This window comes from Streptococcus australis ATCC 700641, from assembly GCF_000186465.1.
GTDB lineage: Bacteria > Bacillota > Bacilli > Lactobacillales > Streptococcaceae > Streptococcus > Streptococcus australis.
This window is the reverse complement of record NZ_GL636091.1, coordinates 317,688-337,493: the sequence shown is the minus strand read 5'-3', so window position 1 is coordinate 337,493 and position 19,806 is coordinate 317,688. Positions and strand designations below refer to the sequence as shown.

Below are 19,806 nucleotides of genomic sequence, written 5' to 3'. Positions count from 1 at the left end.
TAGAAAGGTGTGATCTTATGAAAATGTTCCATTATCATCGTGAGTTCTGGTTGGACTTCCATTTCTGGCTCTTGGTCTTACTTTTAGTGGCTGTAGCTATGATGACACAGGATCCGCTTTCGGTTGTTAGTCTTGCTTATCTTGCTTTTGTAGGGATTTTGATTCTTCTTCAGGTCTTTCAACCGCAGGTGTCCAATCGCCAGCATCCAGTAGGTAGCTACCATTTCAATTGGGACTTTTATCGTGACACCAGACTGTATATTGATCTCTTTTTATTGGCTGGTCTATTAGAAGGTCCGTTTACTTCAACGGATATAGTTTATTGGATCTTGCTTGGGGCATTCGTCGGCTCTATTGGCTTTGTGTTTGTCGTAAAGGAAAAACCGATTCAAAAAACGGCCTAGTGAATTGAAAGTTCTAGAAGACATTTATTTGGGATCACTTTCCTCGATGATAAAGAGGGTGAATAGAAAAAGGTTTTGCTTCGTTCACACGAAAAAATCCTAGCTTTTTTAAAAGCTGGGATTTTTTGTACTGTTTAGTGAGATGATAAAGAAGTGTTACTATTTGCCTCGTTTGCGAGCGTATTCGTCAAAGGCGCCAGCGAAGGTTCCCATGAGTAGGGGAGTTGCGATCAGTCCGACAGTAATCCAGACGGATCCACCGTCCACATGGCTGAGTTCCTGCTCGGACAAGCTTCTAAAACGTGTTTCTTCGAGTTTCATGCTTGCTCCTTTCTAGTGCATGATGCCGTTGACGATGCTACGACCGAAATCACGCCCCGAATTGTATAAAATGTTCCAGGTCTGTACGATAAACTTGGCTGAATCAAAGACGGATCCTCCTCCGTCAATGGTGGCTAGTTCTGCCTCAGTCAGGCAGGTGTAATGGATGCTTGTATCCATAGATGTCCTCCTTAATGTAAAATCGTGTAGAGTAAATCAATTGCCTCGTTCAGAATGGTGAAAGTGACCATGAAGGCAATAGCAAATTTAGGAAAGTACCCTTCTACCTGCTTGGGTGCTTTTTTATCGAGAATGCAGTATCCTGTCAAAAGGATGAGGGTGATAAATACCAGACTCATAAGTCTCCTCCTTTACCATTTTCGTGTCATATTACTATGAAATGCATCGATCAGTTTTGTTGTCCCGATATAAGCAGAAGAAAAACCGTAAGCGAAAACTAACAGAAAAGGGAGTCCTCCACCATTAATATCACTTAATTCTTCATGCGTGAGATCTTTAAATTGTACTTGGTCTATCATTGCTTTTCTCCTTCAAATTAATTATTTAAATGCTCCCCAAATGGCAGTTCCTACAGCTGTTACACCACCAGCAATAGTGCCAGATAGATAGGGATGAGCAAGGATCCAAGCAACCAATGGGATAGCTCCCCCATCGACTTGTGTTAATTCTTCTTCTGTTAAGGGTGTGAATTTTTGTGTGAATTCTGTTGTCATTTAGTTTTCCTCTTTCTTTTTTGTTTGTTGCCATCTAGCATCAACTGCTAGATAGATTGTAGCCGCAATGGCTAAATTCATTTTTGGTTGAAATGCAATCAAATGTGCATCATGTAAAACTGTTAATGCGATGATGATTGTAAAAATCATCGTATGGATAGGCCATCTCATATCTTAATACTCCTAATTTTTGTTGAATAGCAAAGCTAGGGTAATTTTTCAATAGAGCTAGCTTATATTTTGTTGACTTTCTTCATTTTATGTCAGCCGAGCTGATTTGATGAAGCAAGGATAAGGTTAAATAGCCAATGCAGTGTTTAGCTTACGTTTCAAGTTTTTGTTTAAAACAAAATCAATGAAAGCAAGATTAATAGAACAAAAGCTTTGGTATTCTTTTTCATGTTCGGTATTCCCTTTCCTTATTTATTTACGGAAGAAGTAATACAAAAACCATGGGATGATAATGGGAGTATAGTACATCTGTGGTCCTCCTTTCTTTTTGTTTGGTCACTTATACTATTCGTATAAAAATCTGGAAATGGAAAAAATTTCTAAAAAAGTTTTAGAATGTTTGAATCTCTGAAACTAGTTTCAGAGATCTTTTTATTTTCCCTAAAATGTGAAACTATAAACCAATTGCAAGAATAACATTGTAAGCGCTTTAAAAAAGAGCTATAATTAATTTACAAGTACTCGAGTTGCCATAGTATCAAAGGAGAAGGAGTTATGTCACAGATTACAAAAGATGAACTGATCCAGCAAATCAAAGATGGCGTCATTGTTTCTTGTCAGGCTCTCCCTCACGAACCGCTCTATACAGAAACAGGAGGAGTTATTCCTCTCTTGGTTAAAGCGGCTGAGCAGGGTGGAGCTGTCGGAATCCGAGCCAACAGTGTCCGGGATATCAAGGAAATCAAGGAAGTGACCAAGTTACCAATTATTGGAATTATCAAGCGTGACTACCCACCTGAAGAACCCTTTATCACGGCTACCATGAAAGAAGTCGATGAATTAGCAGCTTTGGATATCGAGGTCATTGCTCTGGATTGTACCAAACGTCCCCGTCATGATGGTCTTTCGATTAGTGACTTTATCCATCGAGTCAAAGAAAAATATCCCGATCAGCTCTTGATGGCCGATATCTCGACCTTGGAAGAAGGATTGACGGCTGTTGAAGCGGGAGTAGACTTTGTCGGAACGACCTTATCTGGATATACAGACTACAGTCCAAAGGTCGATGGACCCGATTTTGAACTGATCCATAGCCTCTGCCAAGCAGGAGTGGATATCATCGCAGAAGGTAAGATCCACTATCCTGATCAGGCCAAGAAAATCCATGATCTCGGGGTGCGCGGTATCGTCGTAGGTGGCGCTATTACCCGACCAAAAGAGATCACCGAGCGCTTCGTCGCAGCCTTAAATTGAGAAAACAAAACAGAAGATTGAAGGAGGAGGAGACCCAATAGAGACTAGTCGAATTCATTTAATGAGAATGTTTCAGTGAAGGATAACGATGAAGATTTCAAGAAGGAAGTCATATTTGCTTAACTTTCTGCAACATAAATCTAGTGTAAAAGGAGAAATAGATGATATTTGATGATTTAACAAACATAAAATTGTACAAAGGGATTCATCCTAATCTGGATCAAGCGATTGATTATCTCTATGAACACCGGAAAGATTCTTTTGAGCTAGGGAGATATGATATCGACGGTGACAAGGTCTTTCTCGTTGTCCAAGAAAACACCCTTAACAAAGATGAAAATGATCGCTTTGAACATCATCGCCGTTATGCCGACCTTCATTTATTAGTTGAAGGACATGAATTTTCTAGCTACGGTTCCCGTATCCTAGATGAAGCTATTCCATTTGATGAAGCAAGTGATATTGGCTTTGTTCATTGTGAGAAATTCTATCCACTTCATTTGGGCTATCATAATTTTGCAGTCTTCTTCCCTGGTGAACCTCACCAACCAAATGGTTATTCAGGTCAGGAAGAAACAGTCAGAAAATATTTATTCAAAATTGCGATTGATTAGATGTCTTAAATAGAAAATGGAGGAGATAGGCAATATAGTTAGTTTTTTCGGAGAAGTTAAGTCTTCAAAGCGCTGATTACATATTTTGTATTTAAAACAGAAAGAGGAAAACAATGAAAAATAGTAAGAAAATTCTTTTCGCTTTGGTTCTCGCGTTATTCGCATTGTTTGTCACTGCATGTTCATCTTCAAAAAATGATGCAGAAGGAAGTAATAAAACTGGAGAATTATCTGGTGAAATTGTAATGTGGCACTCATTTACTCAGGGGCCTCGGTTAGAAAGTATTCAAAAATCAGCTGATGAGTTCATGAAGAAGCATCCAAAAGTTAAAATCAAGATTGAGACATTTTCATGGAATGACTTCTATACAAAATGGACGACTGGATTAGCAAATGGCAATGTTCCAGATATTAGTACAGCTTTGCCAAACCAAGTTATGGAAATGGTGAATTCAGATGCTTTGGTTCCATTGAATGATACTGTTAAGACAATTGGAGAAGACAAATTTAATAAAACAGCATTAGATGAAGCGAAGGTTGATGGCAATTTTTATTCCATTCCTTTGTACTCACATGCTCAAGTAATGTGGGTTCGCACCGATTTATTGAAACAATATAATATTGAAGTTCCAAAAACATGGGATCAATTGTATGAGGCTTCCAAAAAATTAAAAGAAAATGGAGTTTATGGAGTGTCTGTACCTTTCGGGACAAATGATATGATGGGGACACGCTTCTTGAATTTCTATGTACGAAGTGGTGGTGGAAGTCTTTTGACAAAAGATATGAAAGCTGACTTGACAAGTAAACTGGCTCAAGATGGAATTAAATATTGGGTGAAGATGTACAAGGAATTTTCTCCAAAAGATTCACTTAACTTTAATGTCTTGCAACAAGCCACTTTGTTCTATCAAGGAAAGACAGCATTTGACTTTAACTCAGGATTCCATGTCGGTGGTATCCAAGCAAATAGCCCTCAATTGATAGATGCAATTGATGCCTACCCTATTCCAAAGGTGAAAGAATCAGATAAAGATTATGGTATTGAAACTTCTAATATTCCATTGGTAGTTTGGAAGAATTCCAAACATCCAGAAGTAGCGAAGGCATTCTTAGAATCTTTGTATGAAAAGGAAGATTACATTAATTTCTTAGATTCAACTCCTGTTGGAATGTTGCCTGCCATCAAAGGAATTAGTGATGATCCAGCCTATAAAGATAATGACATTCGCAAGAAATTCCAACATGCAGAAGAAGTTATTACAAAAGCAGCAGAAAAAGGTACAGCTATTGGATATGAAAATGGTCCAAGTGTTCAAGCTGGAATGTTAACAAATCAACATATCATTGAACAAATGTTCCAAGATATTATTACAAATGGTAAAGATCCAATGGAGGCTGCTAAGGATGCAGAAAAACAATTGAACGATTTATTCGAAACTGTAGCAGTTGATGTTAAATAATAATAGCAGAGGCTACAATAATGTAGCCTCTATTTTTAGAGAGGAAAAAGCATATGGTCAAAAATAGAAATTTGACTCGATGGGTGTTTGTGTTACCTGCTATTATCATTGTTGGACTATTATTTGTTTACCCATTTTTCTCCAGCATTTATTTTAGCTTTACAAACAAACATTTGATCATGCCGCGGTATAAATTTGTAGGATTAGCAAATTATAAAGCAGTTTTATCGGATCCTAATTTCTACAATGCCTTCTTCAACTCCCTTAAATGGACAGTCTTTTCTCTTTTGGGACAAGTGCTTGTTGGTTTTGTGTTAGCACTTGCATTGCACAGAGTTAGACGCTTTAAGAAGTTATATAGAACATTGTTGATTGTTCCTTGGGCATTCCCAACAATTGTTATTGCCTTTTCTTGGCAATGGATTTTAAACGGGGTATATGGTTATCTACCTAACTTGATTGTGAAATTGGGACTGATGAATCATGTTCCTGGATTTTTGACAGAAAGTACGTGGGCCTTTATCTGTTTAGTATTTATTAATATTTGGTTTGGTGCTCCTATGATCATGGTCAATGTTCTATCAGCCTTACAAACGGTTCCGGAGGAACAGTTTGAAGCGGCTAGGATTGATGGGGCTTCTAGTTGGCAAGTTTTTAGATTTGTTATTTTACCTCACATTAAAGTAGTAGTCGGATTACTTGTTGTACTTAGAACAGTATGGATCTTTAATAACTTTGATATTATCTATCTGATTACAGGTGGTGGCCCTTCAAACGCAACAACAACATTGCCAATATTTGCATATAATCTCGGATGGGGAACAAAACTTCTTGGGCGTGCCTCAGCGGTAACAGTCTTGCTATTTATTTTCTTATTGGCAGTATGTTTCATTTACTTTGGAGTAATTAGTAAATGGGAGAAGGAGGGTAGAAAATGATGAAGAGAAGAACAAATGTACTCCTTGATATTGGGTCACATGTTGTTTTAGTTATTTCAACTATTATCGCAATTTTTCCTTTAATTTGGATCCTTTTATCTTCTGTAAAAGGAAAAGGTGAATTAACCCAGTTTCCAACAAGATTTTGGCCTAAACAGTTTACTCTCGATTATTTTACGCATGTCATTAATGATCTACATTTTATAAATAATATAAAAAATAGCTTATTAATCGCATTAACGACAACTGTCATAGCTATTATCATTTCTGCAATGGCTGCTTACGGTATCGTTCGCTTCTTTCCAAAATTAGGGGCGATCATGTCTCGGTTGCTGGTAATTACCTATATCTTCCCTCCGATTTTGTTGGCAATTCCTTATTCTATTGCCATTGCAAAAGTTGGATTAACCAATAGTTTAATTGGTTTAATGATTGTTTACCTTTCGTTTAGTGTCCCTTATGCAGTGTGGTTGTTAGTGGGCTTCTTCCAAACAGTTCCAATTGGAATAGAGGAAGCAGCAAAAATAGATGGAGCAAATAAATTTGTTACCTTCTATAAAGTGGTGTTACCAATTGTTGCACCAGGTATTGTTGCCACAGCTATCTATACCTTTATCAATGCATGGAATGAATTCCTTTACGCACTGATCTTGATCAACGATACAAGCAAGATGACGGTTGCAGTAGCTTTGCGTTCATTAAACGGTTCGGAAATTCTGGATTGGGGAGATATGATGGCAGCTTCTGTAATTGTGGTATTGCCTTCAATCATCTTCTTCTCAGTTATCCAAAATAAAATTGCAAGTGGTCTTTCTGAAGGATCCGTAAAATAGTAAAAATAGAAACAGGAGAAAAACAATGGTTGTAAATTATGGTGTTGTCGGTACAGGATACTTTGGTGCTGAATTGGCAAGATATATGAAAGAAAATGACGGTGCAGTAATTACAGTTGTGTATGATCCAGAAAATGCAGAAGCTGTAGCAGAAGAATTAGGAGCCCGAGTGGCGTCATCACTCGATGAATTGGTTCAAAGTGATGATGTGGACTGTGTGATTGTTGCTTCTCCTAATAATCTGCATAAAGAACCCGTTATTAAAGCTGCTCAGAATGGAAAAAATGTTTTTTGTGAAAAACCGATTGCCCTATCATATGAAGATTGTAAAGAGATGGTAGAAACATGTAAAGAAAATGGTGTGATTTTCATGGCTGGTCATATTATGAATTTCTTTAATGGTGTTCATCATGCTAAAGAATTGATCAACCAAGGAGTTATTGGAGATGTTTTGTACTGTCATACAGCTAGAAATGGCTGGGAAGAACAACAACCATCCATTTCATGGAAAAAAATTCGTGAAAAGTCAGGAGGACATCTTTACCACCATATTCATGAGTTGGATTGCGTTCAATTTTTAATGGGAGGTATTCCTGAAACAGTTACGATGACAGGCGGAAATGTTGCTCACCAAGGAGAAAACTTTGGCGATGAAGATGATATGATTTTTGTCAATATGGAATTCCCTGGTAAGCGATTTGCTTTGCTTGAATGGGGCTCTGCCTATCGTTGGGGAGAACACTATGTTCTGATTCAGGGAACGAAGGGTGCTATAAAATTAGACCTATTTAATTGTAAAGGTACTCTGAAAGTAGACGGAAAAGAAACTTATTTCTTAATCCATGAATCTCAGGAAGAGGATGATGACCGTACAAGAATTTATCATAGCACTGAGATGGATGGTGCCATTGCTTATGGTAAACCAGGGAAACGAACTCCATTATGGCTATCTTCTGTTATTGATAAAGAAATGAAATATCTTCATGACATAATGAATGGTGCTCCCGTATCAAAAGAATTTGAAAAACTATTAACTGGAGAAGCGGCATTGGAAGCAATTGCGTCTGCTGATGCTTGTACTCGTTCCATTAATGAGGACCGAAAAGTTAAATTATCAGAGATCATGGGTTAATAATATTACTGATACGGCAAAAGGAGAAAATATGTCAGGTTTAAAAAAATATGAAGGAGTCATCCCTGCTTTTTACGCTTGCTATGATGACCAAGGAGAAATTAGCCCGGAGCGGGTACGTGCGCTGGTAGAATATTTTATCGCGAAAGGTGTGCAGGGCTTGTATGTCAACGGATCTTCCGGCGAATGTATCTACCAGAGCGTAGCCGATCGCAAGCTGGTCTTAGAAGAAGTCATGGCAGTGGCTAAAGGAAAATTGACCATCATCGCTCACGTAGCCTGCAACAATACCAAGGATAGCGTGGAATTGGCACGACATGCAGAAGAACTAGGAGTAGATGCCATTGCGGCCATTCCGCCGATTTACTTCCGCTTGCCAGAGTATAGTGTAGCCCACTATTGGAATGAAATCAGCGCAGCAGCGCCAAACACAGACTTCGTTATCTACAATATCCCGCAATTGGCAGGTGTGGCTTTGACACCGAGTCTGTATAAAGAAATGTTGAAAAATCCACGGGTCATTGGGGTGAAAAACTCTTCGATGCCTGTGCAGGATATTCAAACCTTTGCTTCTTTAGGTGGTGAAGACCACATCGTCTTTAATGGTCCGGATGAGCAATTCTTAGGTGGCCGTCTGATGGGAGCAGGAGCTGGTATTGGAGGTACCTATGGTGCTATGCCGGAGCTCTTCTTGAAACTCAATCAATTGATTGCGGACAAGGACTTGGAGACTGCGCGTGCCTTGCAGTTTGCCATAAATGGCATTATCGGAGTCTTGACGTCTGCTCATGGCAACATGTATGGAGTCATTAAAGAAGTCTTGCGGATCAATGAAGGTCTAGAACTGGGATCTGTTCGGAGTCCATTAACTCCAGTAACGGAAGCAGACCAGCAAGTGGTTCAAAAAGCAGCTAGCTTAATCCGTGAAGTCAAGGAACGTTTTCTTTAAAAAGAATAGAAATCGGAAAGGAGAGGTGTATGGCCTATTACCTAGCGATTGATATCGGTGGGACCAATATCAAATATGGTCTGATTGATGAAGCAGAGAATTTGATTGAGTCGCATGAAATGCCGACAGAAGCTGAAAAAGGGGGACCTGGAATTCTAGGGAAAACCAAAGCTTTAGTAGAATCTTACCTCGAAGAAAATAACATTCTTGGAGTCTGTATTTCGTCAGCTGGGATGGTTGATCCCGATAAGGGGGAAATCTTTTATGCTGGACCACAGATTCCCAATTATGCGGGAACTCAGTTTAAAAAAGAAATTGAGGAAACCTTTCACATTCCCTGCGAGATTGAAAATGACGTCAATTGTGCTGGTTTAGCAGAAGTCATGTCGGGGAATGGCCAGGGGGCTCAAGTTGCTGTCTGTTTAACAGTCGGCACTGGAATCGGTGGCTGTCTCTTAATTAATGGGGAGATTTTCCATGGTTTTAGCAATTCTGCCTGTGAAGTAGGCTATCTTCATCTTCAAGATGGTGCCTTCCAAGATTTAGCCTCGACTACGGCTTTGGTTGAATATGTTGCCAAGGAGCATGGGGATCCTGTCGAACAATGGAGTGGCCGTCGCATATTCAAGGAAGCGACCCAAGGAAATACCATCTGTATGGCGGGAATCGATCGAATGGTCGATTACCTAGGTAAGGGGCTTGCCAATATCTGTTATGTTGTCAATCCTCAAGTGGTCATCCTTGGTGGTGGGGTCATGGGACAGGAAGCGATATTGAAACCAAAAATTTCAGCCGCGCTCAAAGACTCCCTGGTTCCAAGCCTTGCAGACAAAACACAATTGGAGTTTGCGCATCATCAAAATACAGCAGGGATGGTAGGAGCTTACTACCATTTCAAACAACAACAAGCCAGACGCAATTAAATCAAAAAACGAGGCTGGGACAAAAGTCCTAGCCTCTTATTTGTTTTTGCATTGTCAAGCAAGACGCAGTGGTTGAGTGGGCTCTACTACGCTGATTACATCAGCTTTTACAGCCCTACTCAACTGTGCGGAGGTGGGACGACGAAATCGAATTCTAACGAATTACCGATTTCTGTCCCACTCTCATTTTTTGTGGAAAAGAAAAACCAGAATGCAGAGGAAAGGATCCTCAGCTCCTGGTGATAAATCGGAAGATTAACGTCTACGTGAATCGTAGCCATTGAGTTTTTTGTTTTCCCAATAGCTATTGAAAATTTTCTCCTTGCGCTCCCGATCCATTTCAAGAAAGTGAGCGTAGATTAAATCAATCGTGGTTAAGAAGGGAAGGGTTGCCGTAATACGGTCAATATAAGTGCTTCCAGGTAGGGGAGCAACTGGTAAAATTTCCGTAAAGTCATCCTTGATAGCGTCTGGTTGAGCAGTAAGAAGAACCGTTTTTGCACCCATTTCTTGAGCATCTAAGAGACTATGGATAATCGAGCGTGTGGTTCCCGACAGAGAGAAGGCAATGACCAGACAGGATTTATCCAAGATACTGGTCGTCCATGCAAAGCCGTCTTGATCGGTTAAGGCCTCACAAACAACGCCAAGTCGGAGGAAACGAAGTTTCATCTCAGAAGCCACCAATCCTGAGCTTCCTTTTCCAAAGAAGTAGACCCGATCTGCTTGAGTGATTAAGTTGGCGACTTCTTTGATTTGGTCGTCTTTTGCTAGGTTTTCTGTAGCCTGAAGGACCTGCTGGTAGCGACGCAAGATATCCTGGGTTAATTCGTCGTGCGGGGATTGTTGCTTTTGAGATTTGGTTTCTTCGTTAAAGTGATAAATAAATTCACGGTAGCCTGTGAAGCCACACTTTTGGGAAAAACGGGTCAAAGCAGCTTTTGATACATGCAACAGTTCCGTTACTCTAGACGAGGAAAGAGAGTGTTGCTGTGCTTCAGGAGATAAAAAATAGCGGGCAATGTCTAACTCTAGCTCCGTCATTTCTTCTTGATGGCTCTTAATAATGCTTCGGAGATCACGATCTTGTTTCACAGCGGTCCTCCTTTCAACTGAGGTTACACATGGAGAAAATCCTATAATATATTTCACAGTATAACATAAAAAACCGGGATATACAAGGAATACGACTAGCGAACGACTGAAAGAAGGAACAGAATCAACATCTTTTTTGAATCACCTTTGTTAAAAAAATAAGCTCTGGAAACAAAGGAAAGACGCTGAAAAAAGTTGATAAAATATGATATAATTTACACAAGAATTTGTTCCTTCTCGTAAAGGAAGAGGTAAGGAGGTGGAGTGATGGCCAACGCAACTCTCGAAATGATGCAAGAGATTGAAATGGCGGCAGAAGCCGTTGTCGCAAGTTACGAGGATCAGGTCCAAGATTTGCGCCAACAGCTAGGTGATCACCTACAGGAGGTAGCTGCATCCTATGACAAAGAGACCGCTAAGCTAGTAGCAGAGCGGGAAGAGTCCTCGAAAGCGATGATTGCTAGCTTGGAAGCAGACCTTGCAGTGACTAGTCAACGCAATGACGAAAAGGTGCAGCAAGCCATGACAGATAAGCGCGTAGCTTTGGTAGACGAAATTGTAGAAAAGGTGGTAGCAACCTATGGCAATTAGCCCAATGCAACACCTTTCCCTGGTTTTGCCCACAAGACTAATGGACGAGCTTCTCTTGTCGCTCCAGTCAGAGGAATCTGTCCAAATCTATGATTTGAGCGCACAAGAAGATTGGCAAGTTGCCTTTCAGACGATTGATAGGACCAAAGGATTAGCTCAAAGACTGGATGAACTAAGACGTCGGGAAGAACAGTTGGAAAAGGCCATTCAGGCCTTGGAGCCTTTCATTCCTCAAAAGAAGGGATTAGAAAAACTGAAAGAAGCTCCTTTGTCTTTGTCTTTCCAAGAGCTAGAGTCCCATGGGCTTATCCGTGATGAGCAACGTTTCTTACAGTCGGTGCAAAAGCAATTGGCTGTCTTAGCAAAGGCGCGGGATCGCATCCAGCTAGCCCAAGAAGAGCTTGCCTCTTTGGAAAAATGGGTTGATTTGACAACGACACCGGACCAACTCAAGCGTTTCCGCTATGTCCGTGGCTTAATCGGTACCATTCCGAATAGTGAACAGGATCAGGCGCGTCAGGCCTTGCTAGCGCACCCAGATGTAGAGGTTGATGTGGTCTTCAGCTCGGAAACGGAGCATGGGGTCGTTGTCTTGTATAAGTCTGGTGACTTAGCGGGTATTCAAGATACGCTGACCAGTTCGCATTTTAAAGAGTTTGACTACCAAGGAGAGGCCCTGCCGAAAGAACGTTTGGAGCAACTCAAGAGAGAGATCAAAGAACAAGGTGCTGTCGAAGCAGCTACTTTGGAAACGCTCAGTCAGGCTAAGGAAGACCTCAACCAACTCAAGTACCAACTCGATTATGTCTTGAGTTTAGGAGCGCGGGAGGAGGCCAAAGGTTCTCTAGCCAGTACAGCCCATTTGGTTGCCCTAGAAGGATGGATTGAAACAGCTCAACTAGAAGCTTTAAAGGCTAAACTTCAAAAGGAATTTGGGAGCCAAGTCGTCTTGCAGACGCGAGAGGTCACCCAAGAAGAATGGGATCAGGTACCCATCAAGCTAAAAAATAATGCCTTGGTGGAGCCTTTCGAGTTGGTGACCGAAATGTACGCCCTGCCCAAGTATTATGAGAAAGATCCGACGCCAATCGTCTCTCTCTTCTACTTCGTCTTCTTCGGCATGATGGTAGCAGATATCGGCTATGGGCTCTTGTTGACGTTGGCAACTGGATTTGCTCTAAAGGCCTTCCAGCTTCAGCCGAGCGCAGCAAAAAACCTTCGTTTCTTCTGCCTCTTAGGAATCTCGGTAGCCCTTTGGGGAGTCGTATATGGTTCCTTCTTCGGCTTTGAGATGCCTTTTGCTTTGATCAGTACGACGACCAATGCCATGACCATCTTGATCCTATCGGTCGTCTTTGGTTTCATTACCGTTTTGGTCGGTCTCTTCCTAGGAGGGATGAAAAATGTCCGCCTGAAAGACTATACGGAAGCCTACAACGCAGGCTTTGCTTGGGTCTTGATCTTGTTAGGCTTGATGCTCTTAGCAGTCGGAAATATCCTGCCAGGCTTATCCTACCTAGTCCCCATTGGTCAGTGGCTAGCCATTCTCAATGCGATTGGGATTCTGGTGGTGTCCATTGTTAGTGCTAAGAAATTATCAGGACTAGCAGCAGGTCTCTTTAATCTCTACAATGTTAGTGGGTATGTCGGAGACTTGGTCAGCTTTACCCGTTTGATGGCGCTTGGCTTGTCAGGGGCTAGTATCGGTTCAGCCTTTAACTTGATTGTCAATCTCTTCCCAACCCTGGGACGGTTCACAGTCGGCCTTGTCCTCTTTGTCCTCCTCCATGCCATCAACATGTTCCTGTCCTTCTTATCAGGCTATGTGCATGGAGCGCGTTTGATTTTTGTCGAGTTCTTTGGCAAGTTCTACGAGGGTGGTGGAAAGCCCTTCCAACCTCTAAAACCGTCGGAACGCTATGTCAAAACAAAAAAATAATTCAGTAAATCAATCATACAAAATTTTATAGGAGTATATTCATGGAATCTTTAGCTTCATATTTCTCAACTCATGGGGGGGCCTTCTTTGCTGCCCTTGGTGTAGCCATTGCAGTGGCTCTTAGTGGAATGGGTTCAGCCCTTGGTGTTGGTAAGACCGGTCAGGCTGCTGCTGCACTCTTGAAAGAACAACCCGAAAAATTTGCCCAAGCCTTGATCTTGCAATTGTTGCCAGGTACACAAGGTTTGTATGGTTTCGTTATCGGAATCTTGATCTGGTTGCAAATTAAGCCAGATATGCCTCTTGAAACAGGGGTCGCTTACTTCTTTACAGCTCTTCCAGTTGCGATTGTTGGTTATTTCTCAGCGAAACACCAAGGGAATGTCGCAACGGCTGGGATGCAAATCTTGGCAAAACGCCCAGAAGACATGATGAAAGGAGTTATCCTTGCGGCCATGGTTGAAACCTATGCTATCTTGGCCTTCGTTGTATCCTTCCTTTTGACTCTTCGCGTCGGCTAATCTAGACACACCTAAGTCAAAGATGAGGAGGCTTCTCTTCGTCTATTATCGGTGGTGAAGAACTCCAAAGGAGGAAATAAAAACAATGACGGATTATTCCCAATTAAAGGATTCCATCCTTGAACAGGCCCATGAAAAAGGCCGGAAATTAGTGGCGGAAGCGACGGCTAAGGTCCAAGCAGAAGCCCAGTTGCAGGAAGCTCGTTTGGTAGAAGAAAAGTTACACCAACGGGCGGTTCAATTGCAGACGATTGAGCGCCACTTGCAACGTGAAAGCCAACAAATTGAAAATCAAAAGCGCCAATCGACACTGGTCACTAAGCAACGGGTTTTAAAAGAGTTGTTTGCGGATGCCTACCAGAAAATGGCGACATGGTCACGCCAGGAAGAACTCACATTTCTTCACCGTATTCTTCCTCGCTATGCGGACCAAGCAACCGTCTTAACCCTGGGTGCTGTGACGGCAGAGAAATTGACAGATCAAGATCGTCAGGATTTGATAGAGGCCTATCCACAACTTCAATTAGCGACAGAAACTCTTGCCCAAGAAGCTGGTTTTGTCCTTTCCTTTGGCGAAGTAGATGCCAGCTACCTCTACCGTGATTTGGTTGATGCTGTACGGGAGGAGCAGAGCTTCCATATGGCAGCCAGCATTTTTAAAGAAGAAAAGAACTAGGAGGGCCTATGTGTGAACGGACGTATTCTCAAGTAAATACCGGGATTAGTGTACGTGAAGCTAGTTTTTTGAGCCCAGCTCAGTTTGATGCCCTTCTGAACAGTTCCGATGCAGAAGCGCGTGCTAATCTCTTGCAAGGGACGGCCTATGCCTTGGAGGCAGATCAACTGCGTCAAGTCCAAGTTGTCGAGCAAGCCTTGATGAAGCATCTTCTAGCTGAGTACGATTGGGCTTATCAGGTAGCTCCAAACCCAGCTGTGGTCGACCTCTTTGCCCTCAAGTACACCTATCACAATCTCAAGGTCTTATTGAAAGAGCGAGCAACGGGGCGAGATTTGAATTTCTTGTTATTGGATGCAGGTCCCTATTTCTTAGCGGTTCTTGAACAAGTAGCCAAGACCTTTTCTTCAGAGAACTGCCCAGAATTTATGGCTCAAGAAGTAGCAGCGACCTGGCAGGAATATGTCGACTATCAGGACATTCGCGTTCTGGAGATCGGCATGGATCTGGCTTACTTTGATCATCTCAAACGCTTGGCGAAAGACCTGGGGCATCCACTTCTAGAATCGCTGGTTACCTTGACCATTGATTGTTACAATGTCATCACTGTTGAGCGGGCCCTCAGCCTGAAAAAGCCAGGCAGCTTTATGAAGCAACTCTTGTCCGATGCAGGGACCCTCTCAGCAAGAGAAGTCATCCAGTGTGTGGAGCAGGGCAACCTCATCAGTTGGTTCCAACAAGTTAATCCCTTGCCTTATGATGTGGAACTGTCTCGGTACGAAGAGCAGATGCGAGCAGGGAGAGTGAGCGCTGAGACAGTGGAATACCTGGAGCATGTGATCAAGCACCGAATTTTGGAACAAGCTTCCTTTGAGACAGACGGTCCCTTGCCTTTAGCTCGCTATCTCTTCGGAAAAGAGCTGGAGGTGAAGAATCTTCGTTTGGTCTTAACGGGGCTAGATAATCAGCTTCCAATTGACAAAATAAAAGAAAGGATGAGACCGATCTATGGCCAGTAAAACGCAAAAAATTGCCGTTGTAGGAAACCGAGATGCCATCCTTCCTTTTCAGATGATTGGCTTTCAGACCTTTCCCGTAGCAGAGGCTCAAGAAACCATCAATACCTTACGTCAGTTGAGCCAAGAAGATTTTGGCATCATCTATCTGACGGAGGATATGGCTCAGGAAATCCCAGATACCATTGCCCACTACGATCGGCAAGTAACTCCAGCCGTCATCTTGATTCCTACTCATAAGGGATCGACTGGACTGGGACGGCAACGCATTCGCGATAATGTCGAAAAAGCAGTAGGACAGGATATTTTATGAGAAAAAATGAATTTGGTCAAGCGATTGGAGATGCACTGCCGGATTTTACACCGGGGCGCTTGCCAGCTATTGAGCGGATCGAGGGTCGCTATACCGTAATTGAGCGCCTGTCAAAAGAAAAACACGGGGCGGATCTTTATCAGGTCTACGGGCCAGCCTCCCCAGCAGCTATGTGGACCTATCTGTTCAAAGGCCCTGCCCGAAATGAAGAGGAGTGGGACCGCTTATTAGATGGTCTCATGGCAGCCCAAGGTCGCTTTTACTATGCGATTGTAGACAAAGATTCGGGCAAGGCATTAGGGACTTTTTCTCTCATGCGGATCGATCAAGCCAACCGGGTGATTGAAGTCGGAGCAGTGACCTACTCACCAACGCTCCAGAAGACTCGCATGGCAACCGAAGCCCAGTATCTGTTAGCACGCTATGTGTTTGAGGAGTTAGGCTACCGCCGCTATGAGTGGAAATGCGATGCCTTAAACCAAGCTTCTCGCGAAGCAGCTGAGCGCTTGGGGTTCACCTATGAAGGGTGTTTCCGTCAGGCTATTGTTTATAAAGGTCGGACTCGAGACACAGATTGGTTGTCTATCATTGACCAAGAATGGCCAGCTATCAAAGAGCGTTTCGAAGCTTGGTTGGATCCAACTAATTTCGATGCCAATGGTCAACAAAAGCAATCTCTAAGAGAGATAGCGCAAAAGTAATACAAAGAAACAAAGGATTCCCAGGAGGAATACATGACTCAAGGAAAAATTATTAAAGTTTCCGGTCCCTTGGTGGTTGCATCAGGGATGCAGGAGGCCAATATCCAAGACATTTGCCGGGTCGGCGATCTTGGTTTGATTGGTGAAATTATTGAGATGCGGCGGGACGAAGCCTCTATCCAAGTATATGAAGAAACGTCTGGAGTCGGACCCGGTGAACCAGTGGTAACAACCGGAGCTCCCCTTTCTGTTGAGTTAGGACCAGGCTTGATCTCTCAGATGTTTGACGGGATCCAACGTCCCTTGGAACGCTTCCAAGAAGTCACCGCCAGCGATTTTTTGGTTCGTGGGGTGCAAGTTCCAAATCTAGACCGTGACACCAAATGGACCTTCGAACCAAGCGTGGCAGAAGGAACAGAGGTAGTTGCGGGAGACATCGTCGGTACGGTTCAGGAGACCAATATGGTGGAACACCGCATCATGGTACCCTTCGGTGTCAGTGGACGTGTGACCAAGATCGCAGCAGGTTCTTACACAGTGGAAGAGCCGGTCTATGAGATCGAGCAGGCTGATGGTAGCCTCTTTACTGGTACTTTGATGCAAAAATGGCCGGTTCGTCGAGGCCGTCCCTTTGCACAAAAACTGATTCCAGTAGAGCCTTTGGTTACAGGCCAACGGGTCATCGATACCTTCTTCCCTGTGACTAAGGGTGGAGCTGCAGCTGTTCCTGGTCCTTTCGGAGCTGGAAAAACAGTTGTGCAACACCAGGTGGCCAAGTTTGCCAATGTAGACATCGTGATTTATGTCGGTTGTGGGGAACGTGGAAACGAAATGACGGACGTTCTGAATGAATTTCCAGAATTGATCGATCCAACAACTGGCCAATCCATCATGCAACGGACGGTTTTGATCGCCAACACTTCTAACATGCCAGTGGCAGCGCGTGAAGCTTCCATCTACACAGGGATCACCATTGCCGAATATTTCCGTGATATGGGCTATTCCGTTGCCATCATGGCCGATTCGACATCGCGCTGGGCAGAAGCTCTTCGTGAAATGTCTGGTCGTCTAGAAGAAATGCCAGGGGATGAAGGCTACCCGGCCTACCTTGGTAGCCGGATTGCTGAGTACTACGAACGGGCCGGTCGAGTCAAGACACTCGGAACCACTGCGCGTGAAGGCTCTATTACGGCGATCGGTGCCGTTTCTCCTCCGGGTGGAGATATCTCAGAGCCGGTGACCCAAAACACCCTGCGGATCGTCAAGGTCTTCTGGGGACTAGATGCTCAGTTGGCGCAACGACGACACTTCCCAGCCATCAACTGGTTGAGTTCTTATTCCCTTTACCAGGATGAGGTGGGCCAATATATCGATCAGCATGAGCAGATTAGCTGGGCAGAAAAAGTCACCCGCGCCATGAATCTGTTGCAAAAAGAGAGTGAATTGCAAGAAATCGTGCGTTTGGTTGGTCTGGATTCCTTGTCTGAAAAAGACCGCTTAACCATGAATGCAGCCAAGATGATCCGCGAAGACTACTTGCAACAAAATGCCTTTGATGAGGTGGACACCTATACTTCCTTCAGCAAGCAGGTAGCCTTGTTGACCAACATTTTGACCTTTGACCAAGAAAGTCAGAAAGCGCTAGAATTAGGGGCCTACTTCACAGAAATCATGGAAGGAACGGTAGACCTTCGGGACCGCATTGCCCGCAGCAAGTTCATCCATGAGGACCAGTTCGGCACCATCCAAGCCTTGAAAGAAGAAATCGTAGAATCCCTACACCAAATCGTCGCGAAAGGAGGAGTAGACAATGAGCGTGATTAAAGAATACCGTACTGTCAGCGAAGTTGTTGGCCCCTTGATGATTGTCGATCAGGTCGAGGGGGTTCACTACAATGAACTCGTAGAAATCAAGCTCCATGACGGAACAACCCGTCAGGGACAAGTCCTCGAAGTCCAAGAAGACAAGGCCATGGTCCAACTCTTTGAAGGATCTAGCGGGATTAATTTGGAAAAAGCCAAGGTTCGCTTTACCGGACGTCCCCTAGAACTTCCAGTATCAGAAGACATGGTGGGACGCATCTTTAACGGGATGGGCAAACCGATCGATGGTGGTCCAGAGATTATCCCAGAGAAGTACTTGGACATTGATGGGCAAGCCATCAACCCTGTTTCGCGGGACTATCCGGATGAATTTATCCAGACAGGGATCTCAGCCATTGACCATTTGAACACCTTGGTTCGGGGTCAAAAACTCCCAGTCTTCTCAGGTTCTGGTCTTCCTCACAAGGAGTTGGCGGCTCAGATTGCTCGTCAAGCGACGGTGCTTAATTCTGAAGAAAACTTCGCCGTGGTCTTTGCGGCCATGGGAATTACCTTTGAAGAAGCCGAGTTCTTTATGAACGACCTGCGGGAAACAGGGGCTATTGATCGCTCTGTCCTCTTCATCAACCTAGCTAATGATCCAGCTATCGAGCGGATTGCCACTCCTCGGATCGCCTTGACCGCGGCAGAATATTTGGCCTATGAAAAAGACATGCACGTCTTGGTCATTATGACCGACATGACTAACTACTGTGAAGCCCTTCGGGAAGTATCCGCTGCTCGCCGGGAGGTTCCAGGACGTCGGGGATATCCAGGGTATCTTTATACCAACCTCTCGACCCTCTACGAACGTGCAGGACGCTTGGTTGGGAAGAAAGGATCTGTGACTCAGATTCCAATCCTCTCCATGCCGGAGGATGACATCACCCACCCAATCCCTGACTTGACAGGCTACATCACCGAAGGTCAGATTATTCTGTCTCGTGATCTCTACAATAGTGGTTACCGTCCACCGATCAATGTCCTTCCTTCCCTTTCTCGTTTGAAAGACAAGGGTTCTGGTGAAGGCAAGACTCGGAAAGACCATGCGGCGACCATGAACCAGCTCTTTGCGGCCTATGCTCAAGGGAAACAAGCAAAAGAGTTAGCTGTGGTTCTTGGGGAGTCTGCCTTGTCAGATACAGACAAGCTCTATGTCAAATTTACCGATCGTTTTGAGAAAGAATACATCAACCAAGGCTTTACTACCAATCGGACCATTCAAGAAAGTCTGGATCTAGGCTGGGAATTGCTGTCTATCTTGCCACGGACAGAGCTCAAGCGGATCAAGGATGATATGATTGATGAATACCTCCCAAAAACTTCCAAGGAAGCACAAGCCTAGGAGTAGAAAG

Annotated in this window: 25 protein-coding genes; 18 read left to right on the top strand and 7 right to left on the bottom strand. The window is 43.5% G+C overall.

What is annotated here, in order from left to right:
* The first annotated feature begins 17 nt into the window (after positions 1-17).
* The gene (locus HMPREF9421_RS01755; RefSeq protein ID WP_006595273.1) at positions 18-404 is read left to right on the top strand and encodes a hypothetical protein; all 387 of its coding nucleotides are present in this window, start codon (positions 18-20) and stop codon (positions 402-404) included.
* 159 nt (positions 405-563) lie between these two features.
* Here HMPREF9421_RS01755 and HMPREF9421_RS10920 read toward each other — a convergent pair whose 3' ends face one another.
* From HMPREF9421_RS10920 to HMPREF9421_RS10910, 6 genes are read right to left on the bottom strand one after another with little or no spacing between them, the layout of a single operon-like run.
* Positions 564-725 (bottom strand): hypothetical protein, encoded by a 162-nt coding sequence (locus tag HMPREF9421_RS10920; RefSeq protein ID WP_006595272.1) that lies wholly within the window; start codon positions 723-725, stop codon positions 564-566.
* Between the two features lie 12 nt (positions 726-737).
* Complete coding sequence (locus HMPREF9421_RS01750) at positions 738-905, bottom strand: hypothetical protein (protein WP_006595271.1); 168 nt, start codon at positions 903-905, stop codon at positions 738-740.
* Between the two features lie 11 nt (positions 906-916).
* The gene (locus HMPREF9421_RS10915) at positions 917-1,084 is read right to left on the bottom strand and encodes a hypothetical protein (RefSeq protein ID WP_006595270.1); all 168 of its coding nucleotides are present in this window, start codon (positions 1,082-1,084) and stop codon (positions 917-919) included.
* Between the two features lie 12 nt (positions 1,085-1,096).
* Entirely contained in the window at positions 1,097-1,264 is a 168-nt protein-coding gene (locus HMPREF9421_RS01745; RefSeq protein ID WP_006595269.1) for a class IIb bacteriocin, lactobin A/cerein 7B family, read from the bottom strand.
* 21 nt (positions 1,265-1,285) lie between these two features.
* A complete protein-coding gene (locus tag HMPREF9421_RS01740; protein ID WP_006595268.1) occupies positions 1,286-1,459 on the bottom strand; it encodes a Blp family class II bacteriocin in 174 nt (57 codons plus the stop codon).
* The gene (locus HMPREF9421_RS10910; RefSeq protein ID WP_006597048.1) at positions 1,460-1,630 is read right to left on the bottom strand and encodes a hypothetical protein; all 171 of its coding nucleotides are present in this window, start codon (positions 1,628-1,630) and stop codon (positions 1,460-1,462) included.
* A gap of 555 nt (positions 1,631-2,185) precedes the next feature.
* On the opposite strand from HMPREF9421_RS10910, the gene HMPREF9421_RS01735 reads away from it, so the two are divergent.
* The 8 genes from HMPREF9421_RS01735 to HMPREF9421_RS01700 all read left to right on the top strand — a co-directional run bounded on the left by HMPREF9421_RS01735 (position 2,186) and on the right by HMPREF9421_RS01700 (position 9,736).
* Complete coding sequence (locus HMPREF9421_RS01735) at positions 2,186-2,884, top strand: N-acetylmannosamine-6-phosphate 2-epimerase (protein ID WP_006595266.1); 699 nt, start codon at positions 2,186-2,188, stop codon at positions 2,882-2,884.
* Positions 2,885-3,045: 161 nt separating this feature from the next.
* Complete coding sequence (locus HMPREF9421_RS01730) at positions 3,046-3,498, top strand: NanQ anomerase/TabA/YiaL family protein (RefSeq protein WP_006595265.1); 453 nt, start codon at positions 3,046-3,048, stop codon at positions 3,496-3,498.
* A gap of 113 nt (positions 3,499-3,611) precedes the next feature.
* Positions 3,612-4,961, top strand: a complete 1,350-nt coding sequence (locus tag HMPREF9421_RS01725; protein WP_006595264.1) for an ABC transporter substrate-binding protein — start codon at positions 3,612-3,614, stop codon at positions 4,959-4,961.
* 53 nt (positions 4,962-5,014) lie between these two features.
* Positions 5,015-5,899 (top strand): carbohydrate ABC transporter permease, encoded by an 885-nt coding sequence (locus HMPREF9421_RS01720; protein ID WP_006595263.1) that lies wholly within the window; start codon positions 5,015-5,017, stop codon positions 5,897-5,899.
* Positions 5,899-6,732 (top strand): carbohydrate ABC transporter permease, encoded by an 834-nt coding sequence (locus HMPREF9421_RS01715; RefSeq protein ID WP_040803187.1) that lies wholly within the window; start codon positions 5,899-5,901, stop codon positions 6,730-6,732. The genes HMPREF9421_RS01720 and HMPREF9421_RS01715 overlap by 1 nt, the downstream gene beginning before the upstream one ends.
* 25 nt (positions 6,733-6,757) lie before the next feature.
* On the top strand, positions 6,758-7,864 hold the full coding sequence (locus HMPREF9421_RS01710) for a Gfo/Idh/MocA family protein (RefSeq protein ID WP_006595261.1): 1,107 nt from the start codon (positions 6,758-6,760) through the stop codon (positions 7,862-7,864).
* A 31-nt stretch (positions 7,865-7,895) separates the two neighbouring features.
* Complete coding sequence (locus HMPREF9421_RS01705) at positions 7,896-8,813, top strand: dihydrodipicolinate synthase family protein (protein WP_006597047.1); 918 nt, start codon at positions 7,896-7,898, stop codon at positions 8,811-8,813.
* A 29-nt stretch (positions 8,814-8,842) separates the two neighbouring features.
* The gene (locus tag HMPREF9421_RS01700; protein ID WP_006595259.1) at positions 8,843-9,736 is read left to right on the top strand and encodes an ROK family protein; all 894 of its coding nucleotides are present in this window, start codon (positions 8,843-8,845) and stop codon (positions 9,734-9,736) included.
* 255 nt (positions 9,737-9,991) lie between these two features.
* On the opposite strand, the gene HMPREF9421_RS01695 is transcribed toward HMPREF9421_RS01700, so the two are convergent.
* The gene (locus tag HMPREF9421_RS01695; protein WP_006597060.1) at positions 9,992-10,831 is read right to left on the bottom strand and encodes a MurR/RpiR family transcriptional regulator; all 840 of its coding nucleotides are present in this window, start codon (positions 10,829-10,831) and stop codon (positions 9,992-9,994) included.
* 267 nt (positions 10,832-11,098) lie between these two features.
* On the opposite strand from HMPREF9421_RS01695, the gene HMPREF9421_RS01690 reads away from it, so the two are divergent.
* From HMPREF9421_RS01690 to HMPREF9421_RS01650, 9 genes are all read left to right on the top strand, one after another.
* Positions 11,099-11,422, top strand: coding sequence for a hypothetical protein (locus HMPREF9421_RS01690; RefSeq protein WP_006595257.1), 324 nt, complete (start codon positions 11,099-11,101; stop codon positions 11,420-11,422).
* Entirely contained in the window at positions 11,412-13,361 is a 1,950-nt protein-coding gene (locus HMPREF9421_RS01685; protein ID WP_006595256.1) for a V-type ATP synthase subunit I, read from the top strand. Before HMPREF9421_RS01690 ends, HMPREF9421_RS01685 begins: the two co-directional genes overlap by 11 nt.
* A 41-nt stretch (positions 13,362-13,402) precedes the next feature.
* Entirely contained in the window at positions 13,403-13,882 is a 480-nt protein-coding gene (locus HMPREF9421_RS01680; protein ID WP_006595255.1) for a V-type ATP synthase subunit K, read from the top strand.
* Between the two features lie 85 nt (positions 13,883-13,967).
* Entirely contained in the window at positions 13,968-14,558 is a 591-nt protein-coding gene (locus HMPREF9421_RS01675; RefSeq protein WP_006595254.1) for a hypothetical protein, read from the top strand.
* 8 nt (positions 14,559-14,566) lie between these two features.
* Complete coding sequence (locus HMPREF9421_RS01670) at positions 14,567-15,577, top strand: V-type ATPase subunit (RefSeq protein WP_006595253.1); 1,011 nt, start codon at positions 14,567-14,569, stop codon at positions 15,575-15,577.
* Complete coding sequence (locus HMPREF9421_RS01665; protein WP_006595252.1) at positions 15,567-15,887, top strand: V-type ATP synthase subunit F; 321 nt, start codon at positions 15,567-15,569, stop codon at positions 15,885-15,887. The genes HMPREF9421_RS01670 and HMPREF9421_RS01665 overlap by 11 nt, the downstream gene beginning before the upstream one ends.
* Positions 15,884-16,588 carry a GNAT family N-acetyltransferase gene (locus tag HMPREF9421_RS01660; protein ID WP_006595251.1) on the top strand — a complete coding sequence of 235 codons (705 nt, stop codon included), beginning with the start codon at positions 15,884-15,886 and terminating at the stop codon, positions 16,586-16,588. Before HMPREF9421_RS01665 ends, HMPREF9421_RS01660 begins: the two co-directional genes overlap by 4 nt.
* 33 nt (positions 16,589-16,621) lie before the next feature.
* Entirely contained in the window at positions 16,622-18,412 is a 1,791-nt protein-coding gene (locus HMPREF9421_RS01655) for a V-type ATP synthase subunit A (RefSeq protein WP_006595250.1), read from the top strand.
* Positions 18,399-19,796, top strand: coding sequence for a V-type ATP synthase subunit B (locus HMPREF9421_RS01650; protein ID WP_006595249.1), 1,398 nt, complete (start codon positions 18,399-18,401; stop codon positions 19,794-19,796). Before HMPREF9421_RS01655 ends, HMPREF9421_RS01650 begins: the two co-directional genes overlap by 14 nt.
* Positions 19,797-19,806 lie beyond the last annotated feature (10 nt).